The sequence below is a fragment of the Pseudomonas sp. GW821-FHT07B01 genome (genome assembly GCF_059419065.1).
Genome location: NZ_JBWKRA010000014.1, coordinates 25,543 through 47,907, shown reverse-complemented (window position 1 = coordinate 47,907; position 22,365 = coordinate 25,543). Strand labels below are relative to the sequence as shown.

18 protein-coding genes are annotated in these 22,365 nt (G+C 58.9%); 16 read left to right on the top strand and 2 right to left on the bottom strand.

The features are described from left to right. Positions 1-98 precede the first annotated feature (98 nt). Positions 99-2,801 carry a [protein-PII] uridylyltransferase gene (locus tag AC07S6_RS16765; RefSeq protein WP_197882185.1) on the bottom strand — a complete coding sequence of 901 codons (2,703 nt, stop codon included), beginning with the start codon at positions 2,799-2,801 and terminating at the stop codon, positions 99-101. A 64-nt stretch (positions 2,802-2,865) separates the two neighbouring features. Next, positions 2,866-3,648, bottom strand: coding sequence for a type I methionyl aminopeptidase (map, locus tag AC07S6_RS16760; protein ID WP_003189156.1), 783 nt, complete (start codon positions 3,646-3,648; stop codon positions 2,866-2,868). Positions 3,649-4,035: 387 nt separating this feature from the next. Here map and rpsB point away from each other — a divergent pair, with 387 nt between their 5' ends. The 16 genes from rpsB (at position 4,036) to dnaE (ending at position 22,274) form a co-directional block, all read left to right on the top strand. Continuing rightward, positions 4,036-4,773 carry a 30S ribosomal protein S2 gene (gene rpsB, locus AC07S6_RS16755; protein WP_003189158.1) on the top strand — a complete coding sequence of 246 codons (738 nt, stop codon included), beginning with the start codon at positions 4,036-4,038 and terminating at the stop codon, positions 4,771-4,773. 191 nt (positions 4,774-4,964) lie between these two features. Further along, a complete protein-coding gene (tsf, locus tag AC07S6_RS16750; RefSeq protein WP_490613672.1) occupies positions 4,965-5,828 on the top strand; it encodes a translation elongation factor Ts in 864 nt (287 codons plus the stop codon). Between the two features lie 211 nt (positions 5,829-6,039). Further along, positions 6,040-6,783 (top strand): UMP kinase, encoded by a 744-nt coding sequence (gene pyrH / locus AC07S6_RS16745; RefSeq protein WP_003189161.1) that lies wholly within the window; start codon positions 6,040-6,042, stop codon positions 6,781-6,783. Next, positions 6,780-7,337, top strand: coding sequence for a ribosome recycling factor (frr, locus tag AC07S6_RS16740; RefSeq protein ID WP_003189163.1), 558 nt, complete (start codon positions 6,780-6,782; stop codon positions 7,335-7,337). Before pyrH ends, frr begins: the two co-directional genes overlap by 4 nt. Before the next feature lie 17 nt (positions 7,338-7,354). Next, positions 7,355-8,110 (top strand): polyprenyl diphosphate synthase, encoded by a 756-nt coding sequence (gene uppS / locus AC07S6_RS16735; RefSeq protein ID WP_005785713.1) that lies wholly within the window; start codon positions 7,355-7,357, stop codon positions 8,108-8,110. Then, positions 8,111-8,917 carry a phosphatidate cytidylyltransferase gene (locus tag AC07S6_RS16730; RefSeq protein ID WP_070415440.1) on the top strand — a complete coding sequence of 269 codons (807 nt, stop codon included), beginning with the start codon at positions 8,111-8,113 and terminating at the stop codon, positions 8,915-8,917. Continuing rightward, the gene (ispC, locus tag AC07S6_RS16725) at positions 8,914-10,104 is read left to right on the top strand and encodes a 1-deoxy-D-xylulose-5-phosphate reductoisomerase (RefSeq protein ID WP_197882187.1); all 1,191 of its coding nucleotides are present in this window, start codon (positions 8,914-8,916) and stop codon (positions 10,102-10,104) included. Before AC07S6_RS16730 ends, ispC begins: the two co-directional genes overlap by 4 nt. 53 nt (positions 10,105-10,157) lie before the next feature. Further along, on the top strand, positions 10,158-11,510 hold the full coding sequence (gene rseP / locus AC07S6_RS16720; RefSeq protein WP_197882188.1) for a sigma E protease regulator RseP: 1,353 nt from the start codon (positions 10,158-10,160) through the stop codon (positions 11,508-11,510). A 74-nt stretch (positions 11,511-11,584) separates the two neighbouring features. Further along, positions 11,585-13,972, top strand: coding sequence for an outer membrane protein assembly factor BamA (gene bamA / locus AC07S6_RS16715; RefSeq protein ID WP_054917864.1), 2,388 nt, complete (start codon positions 11,585-11,587; stop codon positions 13,970-13,972). A gap of 45 nt (positions 13,973-14,017) precedes the next feature. Next, on the top strand, positions 14,018-14,521 hold the full coding sequence (locus AC07S6_RS16710) for an OmpH/Skp family outer membrane protein (RefSeq protein WP_003189173.1): 504 nt from the start codon (positions 14,018-14,020) through the stop codon (positions 14,519-14,521). A 3-nt stretch (positions 14,522-14,524) separates the two neighbouring features. Further along, a complete protein-coding gene (gene lpxD / locus AC07S6_RS16705; RefSeq protein WP_197882190.1) occupies positions 14,525-15,580 on the top strand; it encodes a UDP-3-O-(3-hydroxymyristoyl)glucosamine N-acyltransferase in 1,056 nt (351 codons plus the stop codon). 111 nt (positions 15,581-15,691) lie between these two features. Further along, positions 15,692-16,132 carry a 3-hydroxyacyl-ACP dehydratase FabZ gene (fabZ, locus tag AC07S6_RS16700; protein WP_003172281.1) on the top strand — a complete coding sequence of 147 codons (441 nt, stop codon included), beginning with the start codon at positions 15,692-15,694 and terminating at the stop codon, positions 16,130-16,132. After that, on the top strand, positions 16,129-16,905 hold the full coding sequence (gene lpxA, locus AC07S6_RS16695) for an acyl-ACP--UDP-N-acetylglucosamine O-acyltransferase (RefSeq protein ID WP_032893181.1): 777 nt from the start codon (positions 16,129-16,131) through the stop codon (positions 16,903-16,905). Before fabZ ends, lpxA begins: the two co-directional genes overlap by 4 nt. A gap of 2 nt (positions 16,906-16,907) precedes the next feature. Continuing rightward, the gene (gene lpxB, locus AC07S6_RS16690) at positions 16,908-18,047 is read left to right on the top strand and encodes a lipid-A-disaccharide synthase (protein WP_197882191.1); all 1,140 of its coding nucleotides are present in this window, start codon (positions 16,908-16,910) and stop codon (positions 18,045-18,047) included. Positions 18,048-18,049: 2 nt separating this feature from the next. Continuing rightward, positions 18,050-18,676 carry a ribonuclease HII gene (gene rnhB, locus AC07S6_RS16685; RefSeq protein ID WP_161793220.1) on the top strand — a complete coding sequence of 209 codons (627 nt, stop codon included), beginning with the start codon at positions 18,050-18,052 and terminating at the stop codon, positions 18,674-18,676. A gap of 76 nt (positions 18,677-18,752) precedes the next feature. Next, complete coding sequence (gene dnaE, locus AC07S6_RS16680; RefSeq protein WP_003189180.1) at positions 18,753-22,274, top strand: DNA polymerase III subunit alpha; 3,522 nt, start codon at positions 18,753-18,755, stop codon at positions 22,272-22,274. Positions 22,275-22,365 lie beyond the last annotated feature (91 nt).

Sequence of the window (22,365 nt, the reverse complement as noted above, 5' to 3'; positions counted from 1 at the left end):
CTGGCTTGCCTGCGATCTGCGGTCGATCGGACGGGCCGAAGTGTCTGCATCGCAGGCAAGCCAGCTCCCACATGACTCGTGTTCACAAAGTTAAGAATTCAAATAGTCAGTCTGGTCAGCTCGACACCGGGTTCCTGGGTCACGCTCAACTGCTCCACGATTGCCGCCTGTAAACGCAGGCACAGCTCCGGGTCGGACAGTGGCTGGTTGTCGGCATCGGTGATAAAGAACACGTCTTCCACCCGCTCGCCCAGGGTCGCAATCTTGGCATTTTGCAATGACAGGTCGAACTCCAGGAAAATCCCGCCGATACGCGCCAGCAGGCCTGGGCGATCCGGTGCGCTGAGCTCCAGCACCGTCACCGGGCGCTGTGCGTCGTTGGAAATGGTCACCTGGGGCGCAAAGGCAAAATGCTTGAGCTGGCGCGGCACCCGGCGCTGGATGATGGTGGGGTAGTCGTCGGGGTTGCGCAGGGCTTCGGTCAGGCCCTCGCGGATCTTTTTCACGCGCGCCGGGTTGTCTCCAATCGAGTCGCCGTCGGCATCGAGCACGATGTAGGTATCGAGAGTGAACTGGCTGCTGGAGGTGATGACCCGGGCGTCATGGATGTTCAGGTTGAGCTGGTCCATGGCCGCTACCGTCACGGCAAAGAAGTCGTGCTGGTCAGGGGCGTAGATGAAGATCTGCGTGCCACCTTCGAATTCGCGCTGGGTGGTTTCCTTGATCAAGACCAACGGGCCGCCATCGGCGGGTTGCTGCAGGATCGCGTCGCTGTGCCAGGCCACGTCGCCGGCGGTGTGGCGCAGGAAGTAATCGTCACCCAGTTGCGACCAGAGTTGCTCGACGTCGTCCGGGTCGTTACCGCCGCGCACCAGGATATCCAGGGCTGCGCTTTGGGTGCGGCGGATCTGCTCTTCGCGGTCCACCGGGTTCTCCAGGCCACGGCGCAGGGCGCGCTTGGTCTCGGTGTACAGCTGGCGCAACAGGCTGGCGCGCCAGGAGTTCCACAGCGTCGGGTTGGTGGCGTTGATATCGGAGACGGTCAGCACATAGAGGTAGTCGAGACGGGTCTCATCGCCGACGATGCCGGCAAAGTCGTGAATCACCTGTGGGTCGGACAAGTCCTTGCGCTGGGCCGTGGTCGACATCACCAGGTGGTTCTGCACCAGCCAGACAATCAGGCGGCTGTCCCACATCGGCAACTGGTGGCGCTGGCAGAAGGCTTCGGCATCGACCGCGCCGATCTCCGAGTGGTCGCCATGTCGGCCTTTGCCGATGTCGTGGTACAAGCCGGCCAGGTAAATCAGCTCGGGCTTGGGCAGCTTGGCCATCAGCTTACTGGCCAGCGGGAATTTCTCTGACACCTGGGTGTACTGCAACTTACGCAGGTGCTTGATCAGGTTCAGGGTGTGGGCATCGACGGTATAGATATGGAACAGGTCGTGCTGCATCTGCCCGACGATAAAGCCGAACTCCGGCAGGTAGCGCCCCAGAATGCCGTAGCGGTTCATGCGCCGCAGGTTGCGATGGATGCCGATGCGGCACTTGAACAGTTCGATAAACAGGCTGGTATTGCGAATGTCGTTGCGAAAATCGTCGTCGATCAGGTGACGGTTTTCCCGCAGCAAGCGGATGGTATCGGCGCGCACGCCTTTGATCTCCGGCTGCTGGGCCATCAACACAAAGATTTCCAGCATGGCGAACGGCGTGCGGCGGAACACGTTGTCGTTGCGCGCTTCGATATAGCCGTCGTGCAGCTGGAAACGCGCGTTGATCGGCTGCGGTGGCGCTTCGTCTTCGGGAGCCAGGATCACTTCTTCGAAGTGCTGGATGATCAAGTCGCTGAGCTGGGCAATGCTCATGACCACCCGGTAGTACTGCTGCATGAAGCTTTCGATGCTGGTCTTCGCGTCTTCGCCCTCAAAGCCGAGCAAGGTGGCGATAGAGCGCTGGTGATCGAAGAGCAGGCGGTCTTCGGAGCGCCCGGCCAGCATGTGCAGGGCGTAGCGCACCTTCCACAGGAATTCCTGGGACGAGGCCAGTAGGGAATTTTCGCTCTCCACCAGAAAGCCTTCGCCGGCCAGGGCGCGCAGGTTCAGCGTGCCGTATTGACGGCGCGCCACCCACAAGATTGTCTGGATATCCCGCAGCCCACCGGGTGAGCCTTTGACGTTGGGTTCCAGGTTGTATTCGGTGTCGTTGTACTTGTGGTGCCGGGCTTTTTGCTCGGCGCGCTTGGCCAGGAAAAAGTCTTTGCTTGGCCACATGTGTGCGGTGCTGGTGACTTCGAGCATGCGCTGGCGCAGGCGCTCGGGGCCACAGATGGTGCGGCTTTCCATCAGGTTGGTGACCACCGTCAGGTCCGCACGGGCCTCTTCGGCGCATTCGTCCACCGAGCGTACGCTCTGGCCGACTTCCAGGCCGATGTCCCACAGCAACGTCAGAAAGCGCTCGATGGAATCGCGAAAGGTCTCGTGATCGGCTTTGTCCAGCAGGATCAGCAGGTCAATGTCGGAGTAGGGGTGCAGTTCGCCGCGACCGTAGCCGCCGACCGCCACCAGGGCGATATCGGCGTCGAAACTCCAATTGAACTGCTCCCAGGCCTTTTGCAGGATGTTATCGACGAACCAGGCGCGGTCTTCGATCAGGCGGCGAATATCCCGGCCGCTGCGAAAGCGCGCATCGAGCACCTCGCGGGCTTGGCGGATGGCCTTCTTGAAGGCGGCGATGGGGCTTGCCTTCAATGCCAGCTCGGCCTGGAACTGGCCACGGTCGAAGAGTTCGGGATCCACCTGGGGCATCGTTCGGCTTTCCTTTCTATCTATCAGTCAGTCACAACACGCTGTCGGAAAACCTGGGCAGCCTTCAGGCCGAAACGCGTGGGATGGTGTCGTCGGCGCGCAGGGTGAAGATCTCATAACCGGTGTCGGTGACCAGCAGGGTGTGTTCCCACTGGGCCGAGAGCTTGCGGTCCTTGGTGATGGCGGTCCAGCCGTCGCCCAGCACCTTGGTGTCGGCCTTGCCCTGGTTGATCATCGGTTCGATGGTGAAGGTCATGCCGGCCTTGAGTTCCATGCCGGTGCCCGCACGGCCGTAGTGCAGAATCTGTGGCTCTTCGTGGAACACCTTGCCGATACCATGGCCGCAGAATTCGCGCACCACCGAGAAGCCGTTCTTTTCCGCGTGCTTCTGGATCACTTCGCCAATGTCACCCAAGCGGCAGCCGGGTTTGACGATCTCGATGGCCTTGTACATGCATTCCTGGGTGACCTGGGACAGACGCTCGGCCCATACCGGCACATTACCGACGTGGAACATGCGGCTGGTGTCGCCGTGGTAACCATCCTTGATCACCGTGACGTCGATGTTCAGGGTGTCGCCGTCTTTCAGTGGTTTGTCGCCCGGAATGCCGTGGCAGACCACGTGGTTGATCGAGGTGCAGATCGACTTGGGGAAACCTTTGTAATTCAGCGGGGCAGGGATGGCTTTTTGCACGTCGACTATATAGTCGTGGCAGATACGGTCCAGCGCTTCAGTGGTGACGCCGGGCTTGACGTGTTCGGCGATCATTTCCAGCACGTCGGCAGCCAGTTTGCCGGCAACGCGCATGCCTGCGATGTCTTCGGCGGTTTTCAAGGTAACGGTCATACAGGCTCTCTCTAGCGCGACGCGCTGAAATCAATACGGTTCACGGGGGCGCGACAAAGGGTTACAACATTCGCGCAATTCCCAAAAAACGCGATTCTAACAGACGATGCTGGCAAATCATGCGCGTCTGGTGATCGCTTCTCTCTATGAGGTAGAGGCATGTTGGCTGTATTCAAGGGCTTACGCAAAGGCGGCGACCGGCAAATGTGATTGCGGGTTTCGTTTTTGCCGATGCTGTGGTATAAAATGCGCCGCTTTCCGGGGATACCCCGCAAAGCTTAAATCCACACACGTGTCGACACGATGACCTGGGTGCCGGAGGCCTTGATGCCGCTGGTTGGTCATTGGGATACGTGGAGGCCAAACCCGACTTATTAAGGAACTATCATGTCCCAAGTCAACATGCGCGATATGCTGAAGGCCGGTGTGCACTTCGGTCACCAGACCCGTTACTGGAACCCGAAAATGGGTAAGTACATTTTCGGCGCGCGTAACAAGATTCACATTATCAACCTTGAAAAAACCCTGCCAATGTTCAACGAAGCGCTGACTTTCGTAGAGCGTCTGGCCCAGGGCAAAAACAAGATCCTGTTCGTCGGCACCAAGCGTTCCGCTGGCAAGATCGTTGCTGAAGAAGCAGCACGTTGCGGTTCTCCGTACGTCGATCACCGCTGGTTGGGCGGCATGCTGACCAACTTCAAAACCATCCGTGCTTCCATCAAGCGTCTGCGTGACCTTGAAGTACAAGCCGAAGACGGTACTTTCGCCAAGCTGACCAAGAAAGAAGCGCTGATGCGCTCCCGTGACCTGGAAAAGCTCGATCGTTCCCTGGGTGGTATCAAGGACATGGGCGGTCTGCCTGACGCACTGTTCGTTATCGACGTTGATCACGAGCGCATCGCGATCACCGAAGCCAACAAGCTGGGCATCCCGGTTATCGGCGTAGTCGATACCAACAGCAGCCCGGAAGGCGTTGACTACATCATCCCAGGCAACGATGACGCAATCCGCGCTATCCAGCTGTACATGGGTTCGATGGCTGACGCTGTAATCCGTGGCCGCAACCACGTTGCTGGCGGTACCGAGCAGTTCGTTGAAGAAGCTCCGGTAGCTGCCGCTGAGTAACTGACGCCCTGGCGTTGACTCAGTAAGCAAAAAGGGGGCTTGGCCCCCTTTTTGCCACCTCGAAAACCATTTGTCGGCAGCGCAGCTACATTATTTGTAACGTGCAGCGGCCTACAACGGAGATTCGGGAAGAATTGATCGCCCGTTTGATCGGGTGGAATGGTTGAAAACCTATCCAAGAGGATTTTGAAATGGCAGAGATTACTGCAGCGTTGGTTAAAGAACTGCGTGAGCGTACTGGCGAAGGCATGATGGATTGCAAAAAGGCCTTGACCAAGGCCGGCGGCGACATCGAAAAAGCCATTGATGACATGCGTGCTTCCGGCGCCATCAAGGCTGCCAAGAAAGCAGGCAACGTGGCTGCTGAAGGCGCTATCGCTCTGAAAGAAGACGGCAAATCCGCCGTTCTGCTGGAAGTGAACTCCCAGACCGACTTCCTGGCTCTGCAGGATGACTTCAAGACATTCGTTGCTGCCAGCGTCGAAAAAGCTTTCGCTGACAAGCTGACCACTGTTGAGCCTCTGATCGAAGCTCAAGAAGCAGCTCGCCTGGTACTGGTCGGCAAGGTTGGCGAAAACGTCAACATCCGTCGCCTGGTTCGCGTTGAAGGTGATGTAGTTGGTGGCTACCTGCACGGCAACAAAATCGGTGTTGCAGTTGTTCTGAAAGGCGGCGACGTTGAGCTGGCCAAAGACATCGCGATGCACGTTGCTGCAAGCAACCCTGAGTTCCTGCTGCCTTCGGAAGTTTCGGCCGAAGCGATCGAGCGTGAAAAAGCTGTGTTCCTGCAGCTGAACGAAGAAAAAATCAAAGGCAAGCCAGAAAATATTGTTGAGAACATGGTCAAAGGCCGTATCAGCAAGTTCCTGGCCGAAGCAAGCCTGGTTGAGCAGGCGTTCGTCAAGAACCCTGAAATCAAGGTTGGCGAACTGGCCAAGAAAGCCGGTGCTGAAATCGTTTCCTTCACTTACTTCAAAGTAGGCGAAGGCATCGAGAAGCCGGTCGACAACTTCGCTGAAGAAGTTGCTGCCCAGCTGGCTGCCGCCAAGCAATAAGACAGTTCCAAACTGTCGCCGAAAGAGGCTGCCCGCTCACGCGCGCAGCCTCTTTTCAAATGGGAAGGCCAATTTTATTTGGTTTCCTCTCGGAACTGGCTTACAAAGCCGTGTTCCGATGGCGCTGTGACAGCGTCCAGCTAGAGTGAACGCAAGCCGTAAAACGGCTCGCCAAGAATTTTTAAAAAATACGCCGCAGGAGAGATTCGCAATGGCTCAGCAGGGCAGTGGTTATCAGGCTCGCTATAAACGCATTCTACTCAAGCTCAGCGGCGAGGCCCTGATGGGCTCGGAAGAGTTCGGGATCGATCCCAAGGTGCTTGACCGCATGGCGCTGGAAGTCGGCCAGTTGGTCGGTATCGGCGTGCAGGTCGGCCTGGTGATTGGTGGTGGCAACCTGTTCCGTGGTGCGGCACTGAGTGCGGCCGGTATGGACCGGGTTACCGGCGACCACATGGGCATGCTGGCCACTGTGATGAACGCCCTCGCCATGCGCGACGCCCTGGAGCGCGCCAACATCTCGGCCATCGTGATGTCGGCAATTTCAATGGTTGGCGTGACCGATCATTATGATCGCCGCAAAGCCATGCGCCACCTGAACTCCAAGGAAGTGGTGATCTTTGCCGCTGGCACAGGTAACCCGTTCTTCACCACCGACTCGGCCGCATGCCTGCGTGCTATCGAAATCGATGCCGACGTGGTGTTGAAGGCGACCAAGGTGGATGGCGTATACACTGCAGACCCATTCAAAGACCCGCATGCCGAGAAGTTCGATCATCTGACCTACGATGAAGTTCTGGATCGCAAGCTGGGTGTCATGGACCTGACCGCTATCTGCCTGTGCCGCGACCACAAAATGCCGCTGCGCGTATTTAACATGAACAAGCCCGGCGCCCTGCTGAATATCGTACACGGCGGCGCAGAAGGGACTCTGATCGAGGAAGGCCAACAATGATCAACGAAATCAAGAAAGACGCCCAGGCGCGTATGCAGAAATCCCTGGAATCCTTGAGTCACGCCTTTGGCCAGATCCGTACAGGCAAGGCGCACCCAAGCATCCTGGGCAGCGTGATGGTGCCTTACTACGGTTCCGACACCCCGCTGAGCGGTGTGGCCAACGTGACCGTGAAGGATTCGCGTACCCTGCAAGTTGTTGCCTTCGAGCGCAACATGCTCGCGGCTGTCGACAAGGCTATTCAGAGCGCCGGCCTGAACCTCAACCCGACCAACCTGGGCGAGTTGTTGCTGATCTCCATGCCAGCCCTGACCGAAGAAACCCGCAAGGGCTTCACCAAGCAGGCGCGCAGTGCCGCTGAAGATGCGCGCGTTGCCGTGCGTAACATCCGCCGCGATGCGTTGGGCGACCTGAAGAAGCTGGTCAAGGACAAGGAAATCAGCGAAGACGAAGAGCGCCGTGCCGTCGCGGATATCGACAAGCTGACCAAGGACGCCGAAGCCCAGATTACCAAGGCGACCGAAGAAAAAGAAAAGGACCTGATGGCCGTATAAGGGGTCAGGACGCCTTCATGGAAAAGACCAAGCAGACTGTGCCCTCCGTGGTGCCGCGCCATGTCGCGATCATCATGGATGGGAATAATCGCTGGGCGAAAAAACGCTTTATGCCGGGTGTTGCCGGGCATAAAGCGGGTGTTGACGCGGTAAGGGCGGTGATTGAGGTGTGCGCCGAGGCCAAGGTCGAAGTATTGACCTTGTTCGCGTTCTCAAGTGAGAACTGGCAGCGACCCGCCGATGAAGTCAGTGCCTTGATGGACCTGTTCTTCAAGGCTCTGCGTCGTGAGGCCAAGCGCCTCAACGACAACAACATCAGTCTGCGTATCATTGGTGATCGCTCGCGGTTCCATCCGGAGCTGCAAGCTGCCATGCGCGAAGCCGAGGCCATCACTGCCGGCAGTAACCGTTTTGTGTTGCAGATCGCAGCCAACTACGGTGGTCAGTGGGATATTGCCCAGGCTGCACAGCGGCTGGCCCGCGAAGTGCAGGCCGGCCATCTGCGCCCGGACGACATCACGCCCGAACTGTTGCAAACCTGCCTGGTGACCGGCGACCTGCCGTTGCCGGACTTGTGCATTCGTACCGGTGGCGAGCATCGCATCAGCAATTTCCTGCTGTGGCAGCTGGCCTACACCGAGCTGTACTTCTCCGACCTGTTCTGGCCGGACTTCAAACACGATGCCATGCGTAATGCACTGGCTGATTTCGCTTCCCGTCAGCGTCGCTTCGGTAAAACGAGCGAGCAGATCGAAGCTGGAGCCCGGGTTTAAATGCTTAAACAACGAATCATCACGGCGCTGATCCTGCTGCCGATTGCCTTGTGCGGTTTTTTCCTGCTCGACGGTTCCGGCTTCGCGCTGTTCATCGGCCTGGTTGTGACCCTTGGTGCGTGGGAGTGGGCGCGCCTGGCAGGCTTCGTCAACCAGTTGCCGCGTGTGGCCTATGCCGCCTTGGTCGCGCTGTTGTTGTTCTTCATGTACATCCTGCCGGACATCGCGCCCTGGGTGCTGGGGGCTGCAGTGTTGTGGTGGGCGTTGGCGACTTTCCTGGTGCTCACCTATCCGCGCACCAGTGGCCAGTGGTCCAGCGTGGCCTGCAAGCTGGTGATTGGCCTGGCGATCCTCTTGCCGGCCTGGCAAGGGCTGGTGGAGATCAAGCGTTACCCGCTGGGCAACGAATTGATCCTGGCTGTGATGGTGTTGGTATGGGGTGCCGACATTGGTGCCTACTTCTCGGGTAGAGCTTTTGGCAAACGCAAGCTGGCCCCGGCCGTAAGTCCCGGCAAGAGCTGGGAAGGTGTATACGGCGGCCTGGCCTTGACGCTGCTGATCACCCTGGTGGTCGGTGTGGTGCGTGACTGGTCGGTAAAGGAGGTGCTTCTGGCCTTGCTGGGGACGGCTATTGTCGTCTTCATCTCGGTGGTGGGCGACCTTACCGAGAGCATGTTCAAACGCCAGGCGGGCATCAAGGACAGCAGTAACCTGTTGCCTGGTCATGGCGGTGTGCTTGACCGTATCGACAGCCTCACCGCTGCGCTGCCTATTTTTGCCGTGCTGTTGTGGATGATCGCTTCGTGAGCCGCCTGCAGCAGGTTACGGTGCTGGGCGCGACCGGCTCGGTCGGGCTCAGTACCCTTGACGTCATAGCGCGTCACCCCGATCGCTATCAAGTTTTCGCCCTGACCGGCTTCACGCGTTTGCGCGAGTTGCTGGCCTTGTGCGTGCGTCACTCGCCGCGCTTTGCCGTGGTGCCTGAGGCGGCTGCGGCTCGTAATCTGCAGGAGGATCTGCGGGCTGCCGGGCTGGCTACTCAGGTATTGGTCGGCGAGGCAGGGTTGTGCCAGGTCTCGGCCGATGCGGACGTGGATACCGTCGTGGCGGCGATTGTCGGTGCAGCCGGTTTGCGCCCGACCTTGGCGGCAGTCGATGCTGGCAAGAAAATCCTGCTGGCCAACAAAGAAGCGTTGGTCATGTCCGGCGCACTCTTTATGCAAGCGGTGCGTAAGAGCGGCGCGGTGCTGCTGCCTCTGGACAGCGAGCACAACGCCATCTTTCAGTGCATGCCCGGTGATTTTGCCCGCGGCTTGAGCCAGGTCGGCGTGCGCCGGATTCTGCTGACGGCATCTGGCGGGCCATTCCGCCAGACTCCGTCGGCCGAGCTCGAGCATGTGTCTCCCGATCAGGCATGTGCCCATCCGAACTGGTCCATGGGGCGCAAAATCTCTGTGGATTCGGCGAGCATGATGAACAAAGGCCTGGAGTTGATCGAGGCATGCTGGCTGTTCGATGCACGGCCTGACCAGGTTGAGGTGGTCATTCACCCACAAAGTGTGATCCATTCCCTGGTCGATTACGTGGATGGCTCGGTGTTGGCGCAGTTGGGTAACCCGGACATGCGTACACCGATCGCCAACGCCTTGGCGTGGCCTGAGCGGATTGATTCCGGCGTAGCACCGTTGGACTTGTTTGCAATCGCGCGCCTGGACTTCGAAGCCCCTGACGAGCAGCGTTTCCCTTGTTTGCGCCTGGCGCGGCAAGCGGCCGAGGCGGGTAACAGTGCCCCGGCGATGCTTAACGCGGCCAACGAAGTGGCCGTGGCGGCGTTTCTTGAGCGGCGCATCCGCTTTCCGCAGATCGCGAGTATCATCGAGGACGTCCTGGCGCTTGAGCCGGTAGTGGCAGTGAATGATCTGGAGGCGGTGTTCGAGGCCGACACCAAGGCCCGAGCCCTGGCCGGGCAATGGTTGGATCGCAATGCGGGTTAGGCCGCGGGCAGGTTTGAGTCTTCAGGCATTGGATTGAAGTGCGGAGAAATTAGATGAGTGCGCTCTACATGATTGTCGGCACCCTGGTTGCTCTGGGTGTGTTGGTGACCTTCCACGAATTCGGCCACTTCTGGGTGGCGCGTCGTTGCGGCGTCAAGGTATTGCGCTTTTCCGTCGGTTTCGGCATGCCGTTGTTGCGCTGGCATGATCGCCGCGGCACTGAGTTTGTCATTGCTGCTATCCCGTTGGGCGGCTATGTCAAGATGCTCGATGAGCGCGAAGGCGAAGTGCCTGCAGACCAGCTGGACCAATCCTTCAATCGCAAGACCGTTCGTCAGCGTATTGCGATTGTCGCGGCGGGACCGATCGCCAACTTCCTGTTGGCGATGGTGTTCTTCTGGGTCTTGGCCATGCTGGGCAGCCAGCAGGTGCGCCCGGTCATTGGCGCGGTCGAAGCCGACAGCATCGCGGCCAAGGCGGGCCTGACGGCAGGGCAGGAAATTGTATCCATTGATGGCGAACCCACCACAGGGTGGGGCGCGGTCAATTTGCAGTTGGTGCGTCGCCTGGGTGAAAGCGGCACCGTCAATGTGGTGGTGCGTAACCAGGACTCCAGCGCCGAAACCCCGCGGGCATTGGCGCTGGACCATTGGCTCAAGGGCGCCGATGAGCCCGATCCGATCAAATCCCTGGGGATCCGCCCTTGGCGCCCGGCTTTGCCGCCGGTGCTGGCCGAGCTTGATCCAAAGGGGCCGGCCCAGGCTGCTGGCCTGAAAACCGGTGATCGCCTGTTGGCCCTTGATGGCCAGGCGCTGGATGACTGGCAGCAGGTGGTCGACCTGGTGCGTGTGCGCCCTGATACCAAAATTGTGCTGAAAGTTGAGCGCGAGGGTGCTCAAATCGACGTCCCCGTGACCCTGTCGGTGCGAGGCGAAGCCAAGGCGGCCGGGGGCTACCTGGGGGCAGGGGTCAAAGGTGTCGAATGGCCGCCATCGATGGTGCGAGAGGTCAGCTACGGGCCTTTGGCAGCGATTGCAGAGGGCGCGAAACGCACCTGGACCATGAGCGTGCTGACCCTCGAATCCCTCAAGAAAATGTTGTTCGGTGAGCTCTCGGTAAAAAACTTGAGTGGACCGATAACCATTGCTAAAGTGGCGGGCGCTTCTGCCCAGTCGGGTGTCGCGGATTTCCTGAATTTCCTGGCTTATCTGAGTATTAGCCTTGGGGTTCTGAATTTGCTGCCCATTCCAGTATTGGATGGGGGGCATCTGCTGTTTTATCTGGTCGAGTGGGTGCGTGGTCGCCCCTTGTCGGATCGGGTGCAGGGTTGGGGGATACAGATTGGTATCAGTTTGGTGGTCGGGGTGATGTTGTTAGCCCTGGTCAACGATCTGGGACGTCTGTAACGCTTCGCTGAATTGCGAATCTGCCGCATTTTGCGGCAGTTTGTTTATTGCCAGTTGGAATAAGAAAGGACTTCATGAAACGTCTGCTGCTAACTGCGGTTCTCACCGTATTGATGATCGCCGAAGTTCACGCCGAGTCCTTCACCATCTCCGATATTCGCGTCAATGGCCTCCAGCGGGTCTCCGCGGGTAGCGTCTTTGGTGCCTTGCCGTTGAACGTCGGGGAACAGGCGGATGATCGTCGCCTGGTGGAATCCACTCGTGCGCTGTTCAAAACCGGGTTCTTTCAAGATATCCAACTGGGTCGCGAAGGCAACGTCCTGGTCATAACGGTCGTCGAGCGACCTTCCGTCGCCAGTATCGCGATCGAAGGTAACAAGGCCATCTCCACTGAAGACCTGATGAAGGGCCTTAAGCAATCGGGCCTGGCCGAGGGCGAGATCTTCCAGCGCGCAACCCTTGAGGGTGTGCGTAACGAGTTGCAACGCCAGTACGTTGCCCAGGGCCGCTACTCCGCGACCGTGGAAACCGAAGTGATCCCCCAGCCTCGTAACCGTGTGGGCCTGAAGGTCAACATCAACGAAGGTACCGTGGCCGCCATCCAGCACATCAACGTCGTGGGCAACACCAAGTTCCCTGATGAAGACCTGGTCGACCTGTTCGAACTCAAGACCACCAACTGGTTGTCGTTCTTCAAGAACGATGACAAGTACGCCCGTGAAAAGCTCTCCGGTGACCTGGAACGCCTGCGCTCCTACTACCTGGACCGTGGCTACATCAACATGGACATCGCTTCGACCCAGGTGTCCATCACCCCGGACAAGAAACACGTCTATATCACCGTCAACGTCAACGAAGGCGAGAAGTACAAGGTTCGTGACGTCAAGCTCAGCGGCGACCTGAAAGTGCCTGAAGACCAGGTCAAGTCCCTGCTGCTCGTGCAGAAGGACCAGGTGTTCTCGCGCAAGCTGATGACCACCACCTCAGAACTGATCACCCGCCGCCTGGGTAACGAAGGCTATACCTTCGCCAACGTCAACGGCGTGCCGACCCCGAATGATGAAGACCATACCGTGGACATCACCTTCGTCGTCGATCCGGGCAAGCGTGCCTACGTCAACCGTATCAACTTCCGTGGCAACACCAAGTCTGCGGACGAAGTGCTGCGTCGTGAAATGCGTCAGATGGAAGGTGGCTGGGCTTCGACCTACCTGATCGACCAGTCCAAGACCCGTCTCGAGCGCCTGGGCTTCTTCAAGGAAGTCAACGTCGAAACCCCGGCCGTACCGGGTGTGGATGACCAGGTTGATGTGAACTACGCCGTTGAAGAACAAGCCTCGGGTTCGATCACCGCCAGCGTCGGTTTCGCCCAGAGTGCCGGTTTGATCCTGGGTGGTTCCATCACGCAGAACAACTTCCTGGGTACCGGTAACCGTGTGTCCATCGGCCTGACCCGCAGCGAATACCAGAGCCGATACAACTTCGGCTATACCGACCCCTACTGGACTGCAGACGGTGTGAGCCTGGGCTACAACGCCTTCTACCGCACCACCGACTACAAAGACCTCGATGTTGACGTTGCAAGCTATGCGATCGACAGCCTGGGTGCCGGTGTCAACGTGGGTTACCCGATCAGCGAGACTTCGCGCCTGACCTTCGGCCTTACCGCCCAGCAGGATGAGATCAAGACCGGTATTTATACCGTGGACGAAATCTTCGACTTCACCCGCCGTGAAGGCGACAAGTTCCTGAACTTCAAGGCGTCTGCCGGCTGGTCCGAGTCGACCCTGAACAAAGGCGTACTGGCAACCCGCGGCCACTCCCAGAGCCTGACCGCGGAAGTCACCACGCCGGGCAGCGACCTGTCGTTCTTCAAGCTCGACTACCGCGGCCAGTTGTTCCAGCCGTTGAGCGATAACTACACCATGCGCCTGCACACAGAGTTGGGCTATGGCGACGGTTATGGTTCGACCAATGGCTTGCCGTTCTATGAAAACTACTATGCAGGTGGTTTCAACTCGGTACGTGGCTTCAAGGACAGCACTCTGGGTCCGCGTGGTACGCCGAGCCGCGGTTTTGCTCAGACCGGTAACCAGGGCACTGTCGCTGACTCGGACAACGACCCGCTGCCATTCGGTGGTAACGTGCTGATCCAGGGTGGTGCGGAGATTCTGTTCCCGCTGCCGTTCGTCAAGGACCAGCGCTCCCTGCGTACTTCGGTCTTCTGGGACGTGGGTAACGTGTTCGACTCCAAGTGCGAACAGATCAAGAACCCAAGTGGCTTGAAGTCCAACACTCAGTGCAACGACGTAAGCCTCAGTAACCTGGCGAGCTCCGTGGGCGTGGGTGTGACCTGGGTGACTGCGCTGGGCCCGTTGAGCTTTGCTCTGGCCATGCCGATCAAGAAACCGGATAACGCTGAAACCCAGATTTTCCAATTCTCCCTCGGCCAGACGTTCTAAGCGTCTGACCTAAGATAACGACAACGGATTCTGTAGGAGTACATCGTGCGTAAGTTGACTCAATTGGTCTTGCTGGCCACTGTGCTGGTCACCACCCCGGCCTTCGCCGAAATGAAAATCGCGGTCCTGAACTATCAGATGGCCCTGCTGGAGTCCGATGCGGCCAAGCGATACGCCGTGGATGCCGAGAAGAAATTCGGTCCGCAGCTGACCAAGCTCAAGACCCTGGAAAGCAGCGCCAAGGGGATCCAGGACCGCCTGGTAGCCGGTGGCGACAAGATGCAGCAAGGCGAGCGCGAGCGTCTGGAGCTTGAATTCAAGCAAAAGGCTCGTGACTACCAGTTCCAATCCAAGGAGCTGAACGAAGCCAAGGCTGTGGCCGACCGCGAAATGCTCAAGCAGCTCAAGCCGAAGTTGGACAGCGCTGTGGAAGAAGTCATCAAGAAAGGTGCCTTTGACCTGGTGTTCGAGCGTGGCGCCGTGATCGACGTCAAGCCTCAATATGACATCACCCGCCAGGTGATCGAGCGCATGAACCAGCTGAAGTAAACCATGACAGCGACTATCAAACTCGGCGAGTTGGCCGAGTTCCTGGGGGCCACCTTGCGTGGCTCCAAGGAGAAAGAAATCACTGGGCTAGCCACCTTGCAGGAGGCTGGCCCAGCTCAGTTGAGCTTCCTCGCAAATCCTCAATACCGTAAATACCTGGTCGACTGCCAGGCCGCAGCCGTGTTGCTGAAGGCCGCCGACGCCGAAGGGTTTACCGGGGATGCGCTGGTGGTGGCCGACCCGTACCTGTCGTACGCCAAGGCGTCGCACCTGTTCGATCCCAAGCCGAAGGCGGCCGGCGGTATTCACCCGTCTGCCGTGATCGCCGATGATGCCCAGGTTGACCCTGCCGCCAGCATCGGTGCATTCGCTGTGATCGAAAGCGGGGCGCGTATTGGTGCTGGTGTCACCGTGGGTGCCCACTGCTTTATCGGTGCACGCTGTGAAATTGGTGCCAATGGTTGGCTGGCCCCCCGCGTGACCCTCTACCACGATGTGCGTATTGGTCAGCGTGTGGTCATTCAGTCCGGTGCTGTTATCGGCGGCGAAGGTTTTGGCTTTGCCAACTCCAAAGGTGTCTGGCACAAGATCGCCCAGGTCGGTGGCGTATTGATCGGCGATGATGTGGAGATCGGCGTGAACACCGCCGTGGATCGCGGGGCCCTGGCCGATACTGTGATCGGTAACGGTGTAAAGCTCGATAACCAGATCCAGATCGCCCACAACGTACAGATTGGCGATCACACCGCCATGGCCGCCTGCGTAGGTATTTCCGGCAGCACCAAGATCGGCAAGCATTGCATGCTCGCCGGTGGTGTAGGGCTGGTGGGACATATCGATATTTGCGACAACGTCTTCATCACCGGTATGACCATGGTGACCCACTCGATCACAGAGCCAGGGGCCTACTCGTCCGGTACCGCGATGCAACCTGCGGCCGAATGGCGCAAGAGTGCTGCGCGTTTGAGGAAGATCGACGACATGGCACGACGTATCAAACAGCTTGAAAAGCGTGTCGGGGACGTGACCCCTGGCGGTAATGCTTCATCAGAAGGCTGATACCATTTCCATATCAAGTGTGCGCGGCCGCTAGACGGCCTCCTTGATTTGCTAGCGGGGCGTGCGCCTGGTGCGCCCGCCCCCAATCTTTATTACAGGCTTCCCCCCGAAATGATGGACATCAACGAGATTCGCGAATACCTGCCTCACCGTTACCCGTTCCTGCTGGTGGACCGCGTAGTGGACCTCAACGTCGAGGAAAAGCGCATTCGTGCCTACAAGAATGTCAGCATCAACGAACCATTCTTCAATGGTCACTTTCCTGCGCATCCAATCATGCCAGGTGTTTTGATCATCGAAGCCATGGCCCAGGCTGCCGGTATCCTTGGTTTCAAAATGCTCGACCTCAAGCCTGCCGACGGCACGCTTTACTATTTCGTGGGTTCGGACAAGCTGCGTTTTCGCAACCCGGTCACCCCGGGTGACCAGTTGATCCTGGAAGCCAAGTTCATCAGTTGCAAACGCCAGATCTGGAAGTTCGAATGCCAGGCCTCGGTAGATGGCAAGCCGGTGTGCTCTGCCGAGATCATCTGTGCGGAACGCAAACTATGAGTTTGATTGACCCTCGCGCAATCATCGATCCGTCGGCCGTACTGGCCGCCGACGTTGAGGTCGGCCCTTGGTCGATCGTCGGCGCAGGTGTGGAAATCGGCGAGGGGACTGTCATCGGGCCGCACGTGATCCTCAAGGGTCCGACCCGTATTGGCAAACACAATCGCATCTACCAGTTTTCCTCGGTAGGCGAAGACACCCCGGACATGAAGTACAAGGGTGAAGAAACACGCCTGGTCATCGGTGACCACAATATTATCCGTGAAGGCGTCACCATTCACCGTGGCACCGTGCAGGATCGCGCCGAAACCACCTTGGGTGATCACAACCTGGTCATGGCCTATGCGCACATCGGCCATGACAGCGTGATCGGCAATCATTGCATCCTGGTCAACAACACTGCGTTGGCAGGCCATGTGCACGTTGATGACTGGGCGATCCTTTCCGGCTTCACCCTGGTACATCAATACTGCCATATCGGCGCCCACAGCTTTTCCGGTATGGGCACCGCCATCGGCAAGGATGTCCCGGCATTCGTGACGGTGTTCGGCAATCCTGCCGAAGCCCGCAGCATGAATTTTGAAGGCATGCGTCGTCGTGGTTTCAGCGAAGAAGCCATCCACGCCCTGCGCCGTGCCTACAAGACGGTTTACCGCCAAGGGTTGACCGTGGAGCAGGCCCTGGCCGAGTTGGCCGAGCCTGCCACGCAGTTCCCTGAAGTCGCGGTATTCCGTGATTCTATCCAGACCTCGACTCGCGGCATCACCCGCTGATCATGGCCACTCTGCGTATTGCGCTCGTGGCCGGTGAAGCTTCCGGCGATATCCTGGGTGCTGGTTTGATGCGGGCGCTCAAGGCCCAGCATCCGGCGGTGGAATTTATCGGCGTCGGTGGCCCGTTGATGCAGGCCGAAGGCCTGACCTCCTACTTCCCCATGGAACGCCTGTCGGTCATGGGGCTGGTGGAAGTCTTGGGGCGCCTGCGTGAGCTGCTGGCTCGCCGCAAGCTGCTGATCAAGACGCTGATCGAAGAAAAACCTGACGTCTTTATCGGCATCGATGCGCCGGACTTCACGCTCAATATCGAACTCAAGTTGCGCCAGGCCGGGATCAAGACCGTGCATTACGTCAGCCCATCCGTGTGGGCGTGGCGCCAGAAGCGTGTGTTGAAAATCCGCGAAGGCTGCGACCTGATGCTGACCTTGCTGCCATTCGAAGCCCGGTTCTACGAGGAGAAGGGCGTGCCGGTGCGGTTTGTCGGCCACACCCTGGCTGACGCCATTCCCTTGCAGGCTGATCGTGCGGCTGCGCGTGCCGAGCTGGGCTTGCCCGATGGCCCCTTGGTTGCGTTGATGCCAGGCAGTCGTGGCGGTGAGGTGGGGCGCTTGGGTGCGTTGTTTTTTGATGCTGCCGAACGTCTTCAGGTGCAAAAGCCGGGAATCCGCTTTGTGCTGCCTTGCGCCAGTCCACAACGTCGTGCACAGATCGAAACCCTGCTGGAAGGTCGCAACCTGCCGTTGACCCTGCTCGATGGCCAGTCCCACCTGGCCCTGGCAGCCTGCGATGCGGTGTTGATCGCCTCGGGCACCGCCACGCTTGAGGCCTTGCTGTACAAGCGGCCGATGGTCGTGGCCTATCGCCTGGCGCCACTGACCTTCTGGATCCTCAAGCGCATGGTCAAGAGCCCTTACATTTCCTTGCCCAACCTGCTGGCCCAGCGCCTGCTGGTCCCGGAGTTGTTGCAGGACGATGCAACGCCCGAAGCGCTTGCGCAAACCCTACTACCCTTGATTGACGGCGGCGAAGAGCAGACCCGTGGTTTCGACGATATTCACCGCACGTTACGCCGTGATGCCTCGAACCAGGCGGCCGACGCCGTGTTGACCTTGATCGGCCATAAACAGGAAGCCTTATGACCATGCAAATGGGCCTGGATTTCAGCCTCGTTGCCCAAGCCCACGAACTGGTGGCGGGTGTTGACGAAGTCGGGCGCGGTCCACTCTGTGGCGCAGTGGTTACGGCGGCAGTGATCCTGGATCCGAACCGCCCGATCCTGGGGCTCAACGATTCGAAGAAGCTCACCGAAGCCCGTCGCGAAAAGCTCTATGACGAGATCTGTGAGAAAGCCCTGAGCTGGCATATCGCCCGGGCTGAAGTCGAAGAAATCGACGAGCTGAATATCCTGCACGCCACCATGCTGGCGATGCAGCGCGCTGTGGAAGGGCTGCACATCACCCCGAAAATGGCGATGATCGACGGTAACCGCTGCCCCAAACTGACAATGCCGTCCGAAGCGGTGGTCAAGGGCGATAGCAAGGTTCCCGCCATTGCCGCCGCTTCGATCCTGGCCAAGGTCAGTCGCGACCGTGAAATGGCCGCGTTCGAATTGATCTATCCCGGCTACGGCATTGGAGGCCATAAAGGCTACCCGACCCCCGTTCATCTGGAAGCTCTGGCTCGGCTCGGCCCCACCCCGATCCATCGCCGCTCGTTTGCCCCGGTGCGCCAGGCTTATGAGGCCCGTGAAAGTCTGATCGAGGTTTAGCAGCAAGGCTGATGTTTTTACCCAGGCCCGGTACAATCCGGGCCTTGTTGTTTTCATGTATCAAGACAGGATCACTATGCCGGCTTCATTCGTTCATCTACGCCTGCACACTGAGTACTCCCTGGTCGACGGCCTGGTACGGATCAAACCGCTGGTCAAAACCCTGGTGGGCATGAACATGCCTGCGGTCGCGGTTACCGACCAGAACAACATGTGTTCCCTGGTCAAGTTCTACAAGAACGCCATGGGCGCCGGCATCAAGCCGATCTGCGGCGCGGATCTGTGGCTGTCCAACAAAGACCCGGATAACCCCCTGAGCCGCATCAGCCTGCTGGCGATGAACGGCGTGGGTTATCGCAACCTCACCGAACTGATCTCCCGTGGCTTTATCGATGGTCAGCGCAACGGCTCGATCATCATCGAGCGCGAGTGGGTGGCCGAAGCCAGCGAAGGCCTGATCATGCTCTCGGCGGCCAAAGAGGGCGAAATCGGTATCGCGCTGCTGGGCGGTAACCCTCAGGAAGCCGAAGTGCTGGCGCGTGAGTGGATGCAGGTGTTCCCAGGCCGGTTCTACCTGGAAGTCCAGCGCACCAACCGCCCCAACGATGAAGAGCATCTGCACGCTGCCGTAGCCCTGGCCGATAAGCTGGGTGCGCCGCTGGTGGCGACCAATGATGTGCGCTTTATCAAGAAAGAAGATTTCGAAGCCCACGAAACCCGCGTGTGCATCGGCGAAGGCCGGGCCCTGGACGACCCGCGCCGCTCCAAGAACTACAGCGAAGAGCAGTACCTCAAAAGCGCCGAGGAAATGGCGGAGCTGTTCAGCGACTTGCCCGAGGCCCTGGAAAACTCCGTTGAGATCGCCAAGCGCTGCAACATCGAAGTGAAGCTGGGCAAACACTTCCTGCCCAACTTCCCGATACCCGATGGCATGACCATCGATGAGTATTTCCGCAAAGTGTCGTTCGATGGCCTGGAGGAACGCCTCAGCGTCCTGCTGCCCAAGGACACCACCGAGGACTACGAAGCCAAGCGCCAGGTGTATGTCGATCGGTTGAATTTCGAGCTGGATATCATTATCCAGATGGGATTCCCCGGTTACTTCCTGATCGTAATGGACTTTATCCAGTGGGCAAAAAACAACGGTGTACCGGTAGGCCCTGGCCGGGGGTCAGGTGCTGGCTCGCTGGTGGCCTACGTACAGAAGATCACCGACCTTGACCCGCTTGAATATGACCTGCTGTTCGAACGGTTCCTGAACCCGGAACGGGTTTCCATGCCCGACTTCGACGTCGACTTCTGCATGGATGGCCGTGACCGCGTGATTGAGTACGTGGCCGAAAAATATGGTCGCAACGCGGTGAGTCAGATCATCACCTTCGGCTCCATGGCCGCCAAAGCGGTAATCCGCGACGTGGCGCGGGTGCAGGGCAAGTCCTACGGTTTGGCGGACCGCCTGTCGAAGATGATCCCGTTCGAAGTCGGCATGACCCTGGAAAAAGCCTACGAGCAGGAAGAAATCCTGCGCGACTTCATCAAGGTCGATGAAGAAGCCGCCGAAATCTGGGACATGGCGCGCAAGCTCGAAGGCGTGGTGCGTAACGTCGGTAAACACGCCGGTGGCGTGGTTATTGCGCCGACCAAGCTCACCGACTTTTCGCCGATCTATTGCGATGAAGAAGGCGACGGCCTGGTCACCCAGTTCGACAAGGACGACGTGGAGGCCGCCGGCCTGGTGAAGTTCGACTTCCTCGGCCTGCGGACCCTGACGATCATCGACTGGGCACTCAAGACCATCAACCGCGACCGTGCCAAGGTCGGCGAAGAACCGCTGGATATCGCGTTTATCCCGCTGGACGACAAGCCGACGTACAGCCTGCTGCAAAAAGCCGAAACCACCGCAGTGTTCCAGCTTGAATCCCGGGGCATGAAGGAGCTGATCAAAAAGCTCAAGCCCGACTGCCTGGAAGACTTGATCGCACTGGTGGCCCTGTTCCGTCCGGGCCCGCTGCAATCGGGCATGGTGGATGACTTCATCAACCGTAAACACGGCCGCGCCGAGCTGGCTTACCCGCATTCCGACTATCAGTATGAAGGCCTCAAGCCCGTACTGGCGCCGACCTACGGCATCATCCTGTACCAGGAACAGGTGATGCAGATCGCCCAGGTGATGGCCGGCTACACCCTCGGCGGTGCGGACATGCTGCGTCGCGCCATGGGTAAGAAAAAGCCCGAGGAAATGGCCAAGCAGCGCGGCGGTTTCATTGAAGGTTGCGCCACCAACAACATCGATGCCGACCTGGCCGGTAACATCTTCGACCTGGTAGAAAAATTCGCCGGTTATGGCTTCAACAAATCCCACTCCGCCGCCTATGGCCTGGTGTCGTACCAGACCGCCTGGCTGAAAGCCCACTACCCGGCACCGTTCATGGCGGCGGTACTCTCGGCGGATATGCACAACACCGACAAGGTCGTGACCTTGATCGAGGAAGTGCGCACCATGAAGCTGCGCCTCGACGCCCCGGACGTGAACGCTTCGGAGTTCAAGTTCACGGTGAACGACGAAGGCCGCATCATCTATGGCCTCGGCGCGATCAAAGGCGTGGGCGAAGGCCCGGTGGAGGCCATTACCGAAGCGCGTCAGGACGGGCCGTTCAAGGACCTGTTCGACTTTTGCGCACGCGTTGACCTCAAACGCATCAACAAGCGTACCCTCGATGGCCTGATCCGTAGCGGCGCACTCGACCGTCTTGGCCCGTATTTTCATGATGAGCCGAAGGCTTACCAGGCCAATATCGATCGTAACCGGGCGGTGCTGCTGACCGCCATGGAAGAGGCGATCAAGGCCGCCGAACAGACCGCCCGTACCCATGACAGCGGCCACGCCGACCTGTTTGGCGGGCTGTTCGTCGAAGAAGATGCGGATGTCTACGCGAATCACCGCAAGGCCAAGGAGCTGACTCTGAAGGAACGCCTCAAGGGTGAAAAAGACACCTTGGGCCTGTACCTCACTGGCCACCCGATTGATGAGTACGAAGGCGAAATCCGCCGTTTTGCCCGCCAGCGCATCATTGACCTGAAACCGGCGCGGGATACCCAGACGGTTGCCGGTATGATCATCGCCCTGCGGGTGATGAAAAATAAGAAGGGCGACAAGATGGGCTTCATCACCCTCGATGACCGCTCGGGCCGCATCGAAGCGTCATTGTTTGCCGACGCGTTTCACTCCGCCCAATCGCTGTTGCAGACCGACGCCATGGTGGTGGTGGAAGGGGAGGTCAGCAATGATGACTTCTCCGGTGGCCTGCGCCTGCGCATCAAGCGCGTGATGAGCATGGAAGACGCCCGCACCAACCTGGCCGAAAGCCTGCGCCTGAAGGTCAAGACCGAAGCGCTTAAAGGCGATCAGCTACGCTGGTTGGGTGACCTGCTAAAACGCCATCGTGGCGCATGCCCGGTGACCATGGAGTACACCGGCAGCGATGCCAAGGCCATGTTGCAGTTTGGTGAGACGTGGCGAATTGATCCCGCTGATGGCTTGATTCAAGCTTTGCGTGACCAGTTCGGGCGAGACAACGTCTTCCTCCAATACCGTTGACGGTCAGATAGATCTGATCTCGACTAAACATTTAATCTCGACCTAAACGCGCCTCTCCCTTAAGGTAGGGCGCGAATAGACAACCGGCTGG

What these genes read in the sequence shown, in the direction of transcription:
- AC07S6_RS16765 (WP_197882185.1), bottom strand. Translation starts at nt 2,801, where the DNA reads ATGCCCCAGGTGGATCCCGAACTCTTCGACCGTGGCCAGTTCCAGGCC.
- map (WP_003189156.1), bottom strand. Translation starts at nt 3,648, where the DNA reads ATGACCGTTACCTTGAAAACCGCCGAAGACATCGCAGGCATGCGCGTT.
- rpsB (WP_003189158.1), top strand. Translation starts at nt 4,036, where the DNA reads ATGTCCCAAGTCAACATGCGCGATATGCTGAAGGCCGGTGTGCACTTC.
- tsf (WP_490613672.1), top strand. Translation starts at nt 4,965, where the DNA reads ATGGCAGAGATTACTGCAGCGTTGGTTAAAGAACTGCGTGAGCGTACT.
- pyrH (WP_003189161.1), top strand. Translation starts at nt 6,040, where the DNA reads ATGGCTCAGCAGGGCAGTGGTTATCAGGCTCGCTATAAACGCATTCTA.
- frr (WP_003189163.1), top strand. Translation starts at nt 6,780, where the DNA reads ATGATCAACGAAATCAAGAAAGACGCCCAGGCGCGTATGCAGAAATCC.
- uppS (WP_005785713.1), top strand. Translation starts at nt 7,355, where the DNA reads ATGGAAAAGACCAAGCAGACTGTGCCCTCCGTGGTGCCGCGCCATGTC.
- AC07S6_RS16730 (WP_070415440.1), top strand. Translation starts at nt 8,111, where the DNA reads ATGCTTAAACAACGAATCATCACGGCGCTGATCCTGCTGCCGATTGCC.
- rseP (WP_197882188.1), top strand. Translation starts at nt 10,158, where the DNA reads ATGAGTGCGCTCTACATGATTGTCGGCACCCTGGTTGCTCTGGGTGTG.
- bamA (WP_054917864.1), top strand. Translation starts at nt 11,585, where the DNA reads ATGAAACGTCTGCTGCTAACTGCGGTTCTCACCGTATTGATGATCGCC.
- lpxD (WP_197882190.1), top strand. Translation starts at nt 14,525, where the DNA reads ATGACAGCGACTATCAAACTCGGCGAGTTGGCCGAGTTCCTGGGGGCC.
- fabZ (WP_003172281.1), top strand. Translation starts at nt 15,692, where the DNA reads ATGATGGACATCAACGAGATTCGCGAATACCTGCCTCACCGTTACCCG.
- lpxA (WP_032893181.1), top strand. Translation starts at nt 16,129, where the DNA reads ATGAGTTTGATTGACCCTCGCGCAATCATCGATCCGTCGGCCGTACTG.
- lpxB (WP_197882191.1), top strand. Translation starts at nt 16,908, where the DNA reads ATGGCCACTCTGCGTATTGCGCTCGTGGCCGGTGAAGCTTCCGGCGAT.
- rnhB (WP_161793220.1), top strand. Translation starts at nt 18,050, where the DNA reads ATGCAAATGGGCCTGGATTTCAGCCTCGTTGCCCAAGCCCACGAACTG.
- dnaE (WP_003189180.1), top strand. Translation starts at nt 18,753, where the DNA reads ATGCCGGCTTCATTCGTTCATCTACGCCTGCACACTGAGTACTCCCTG.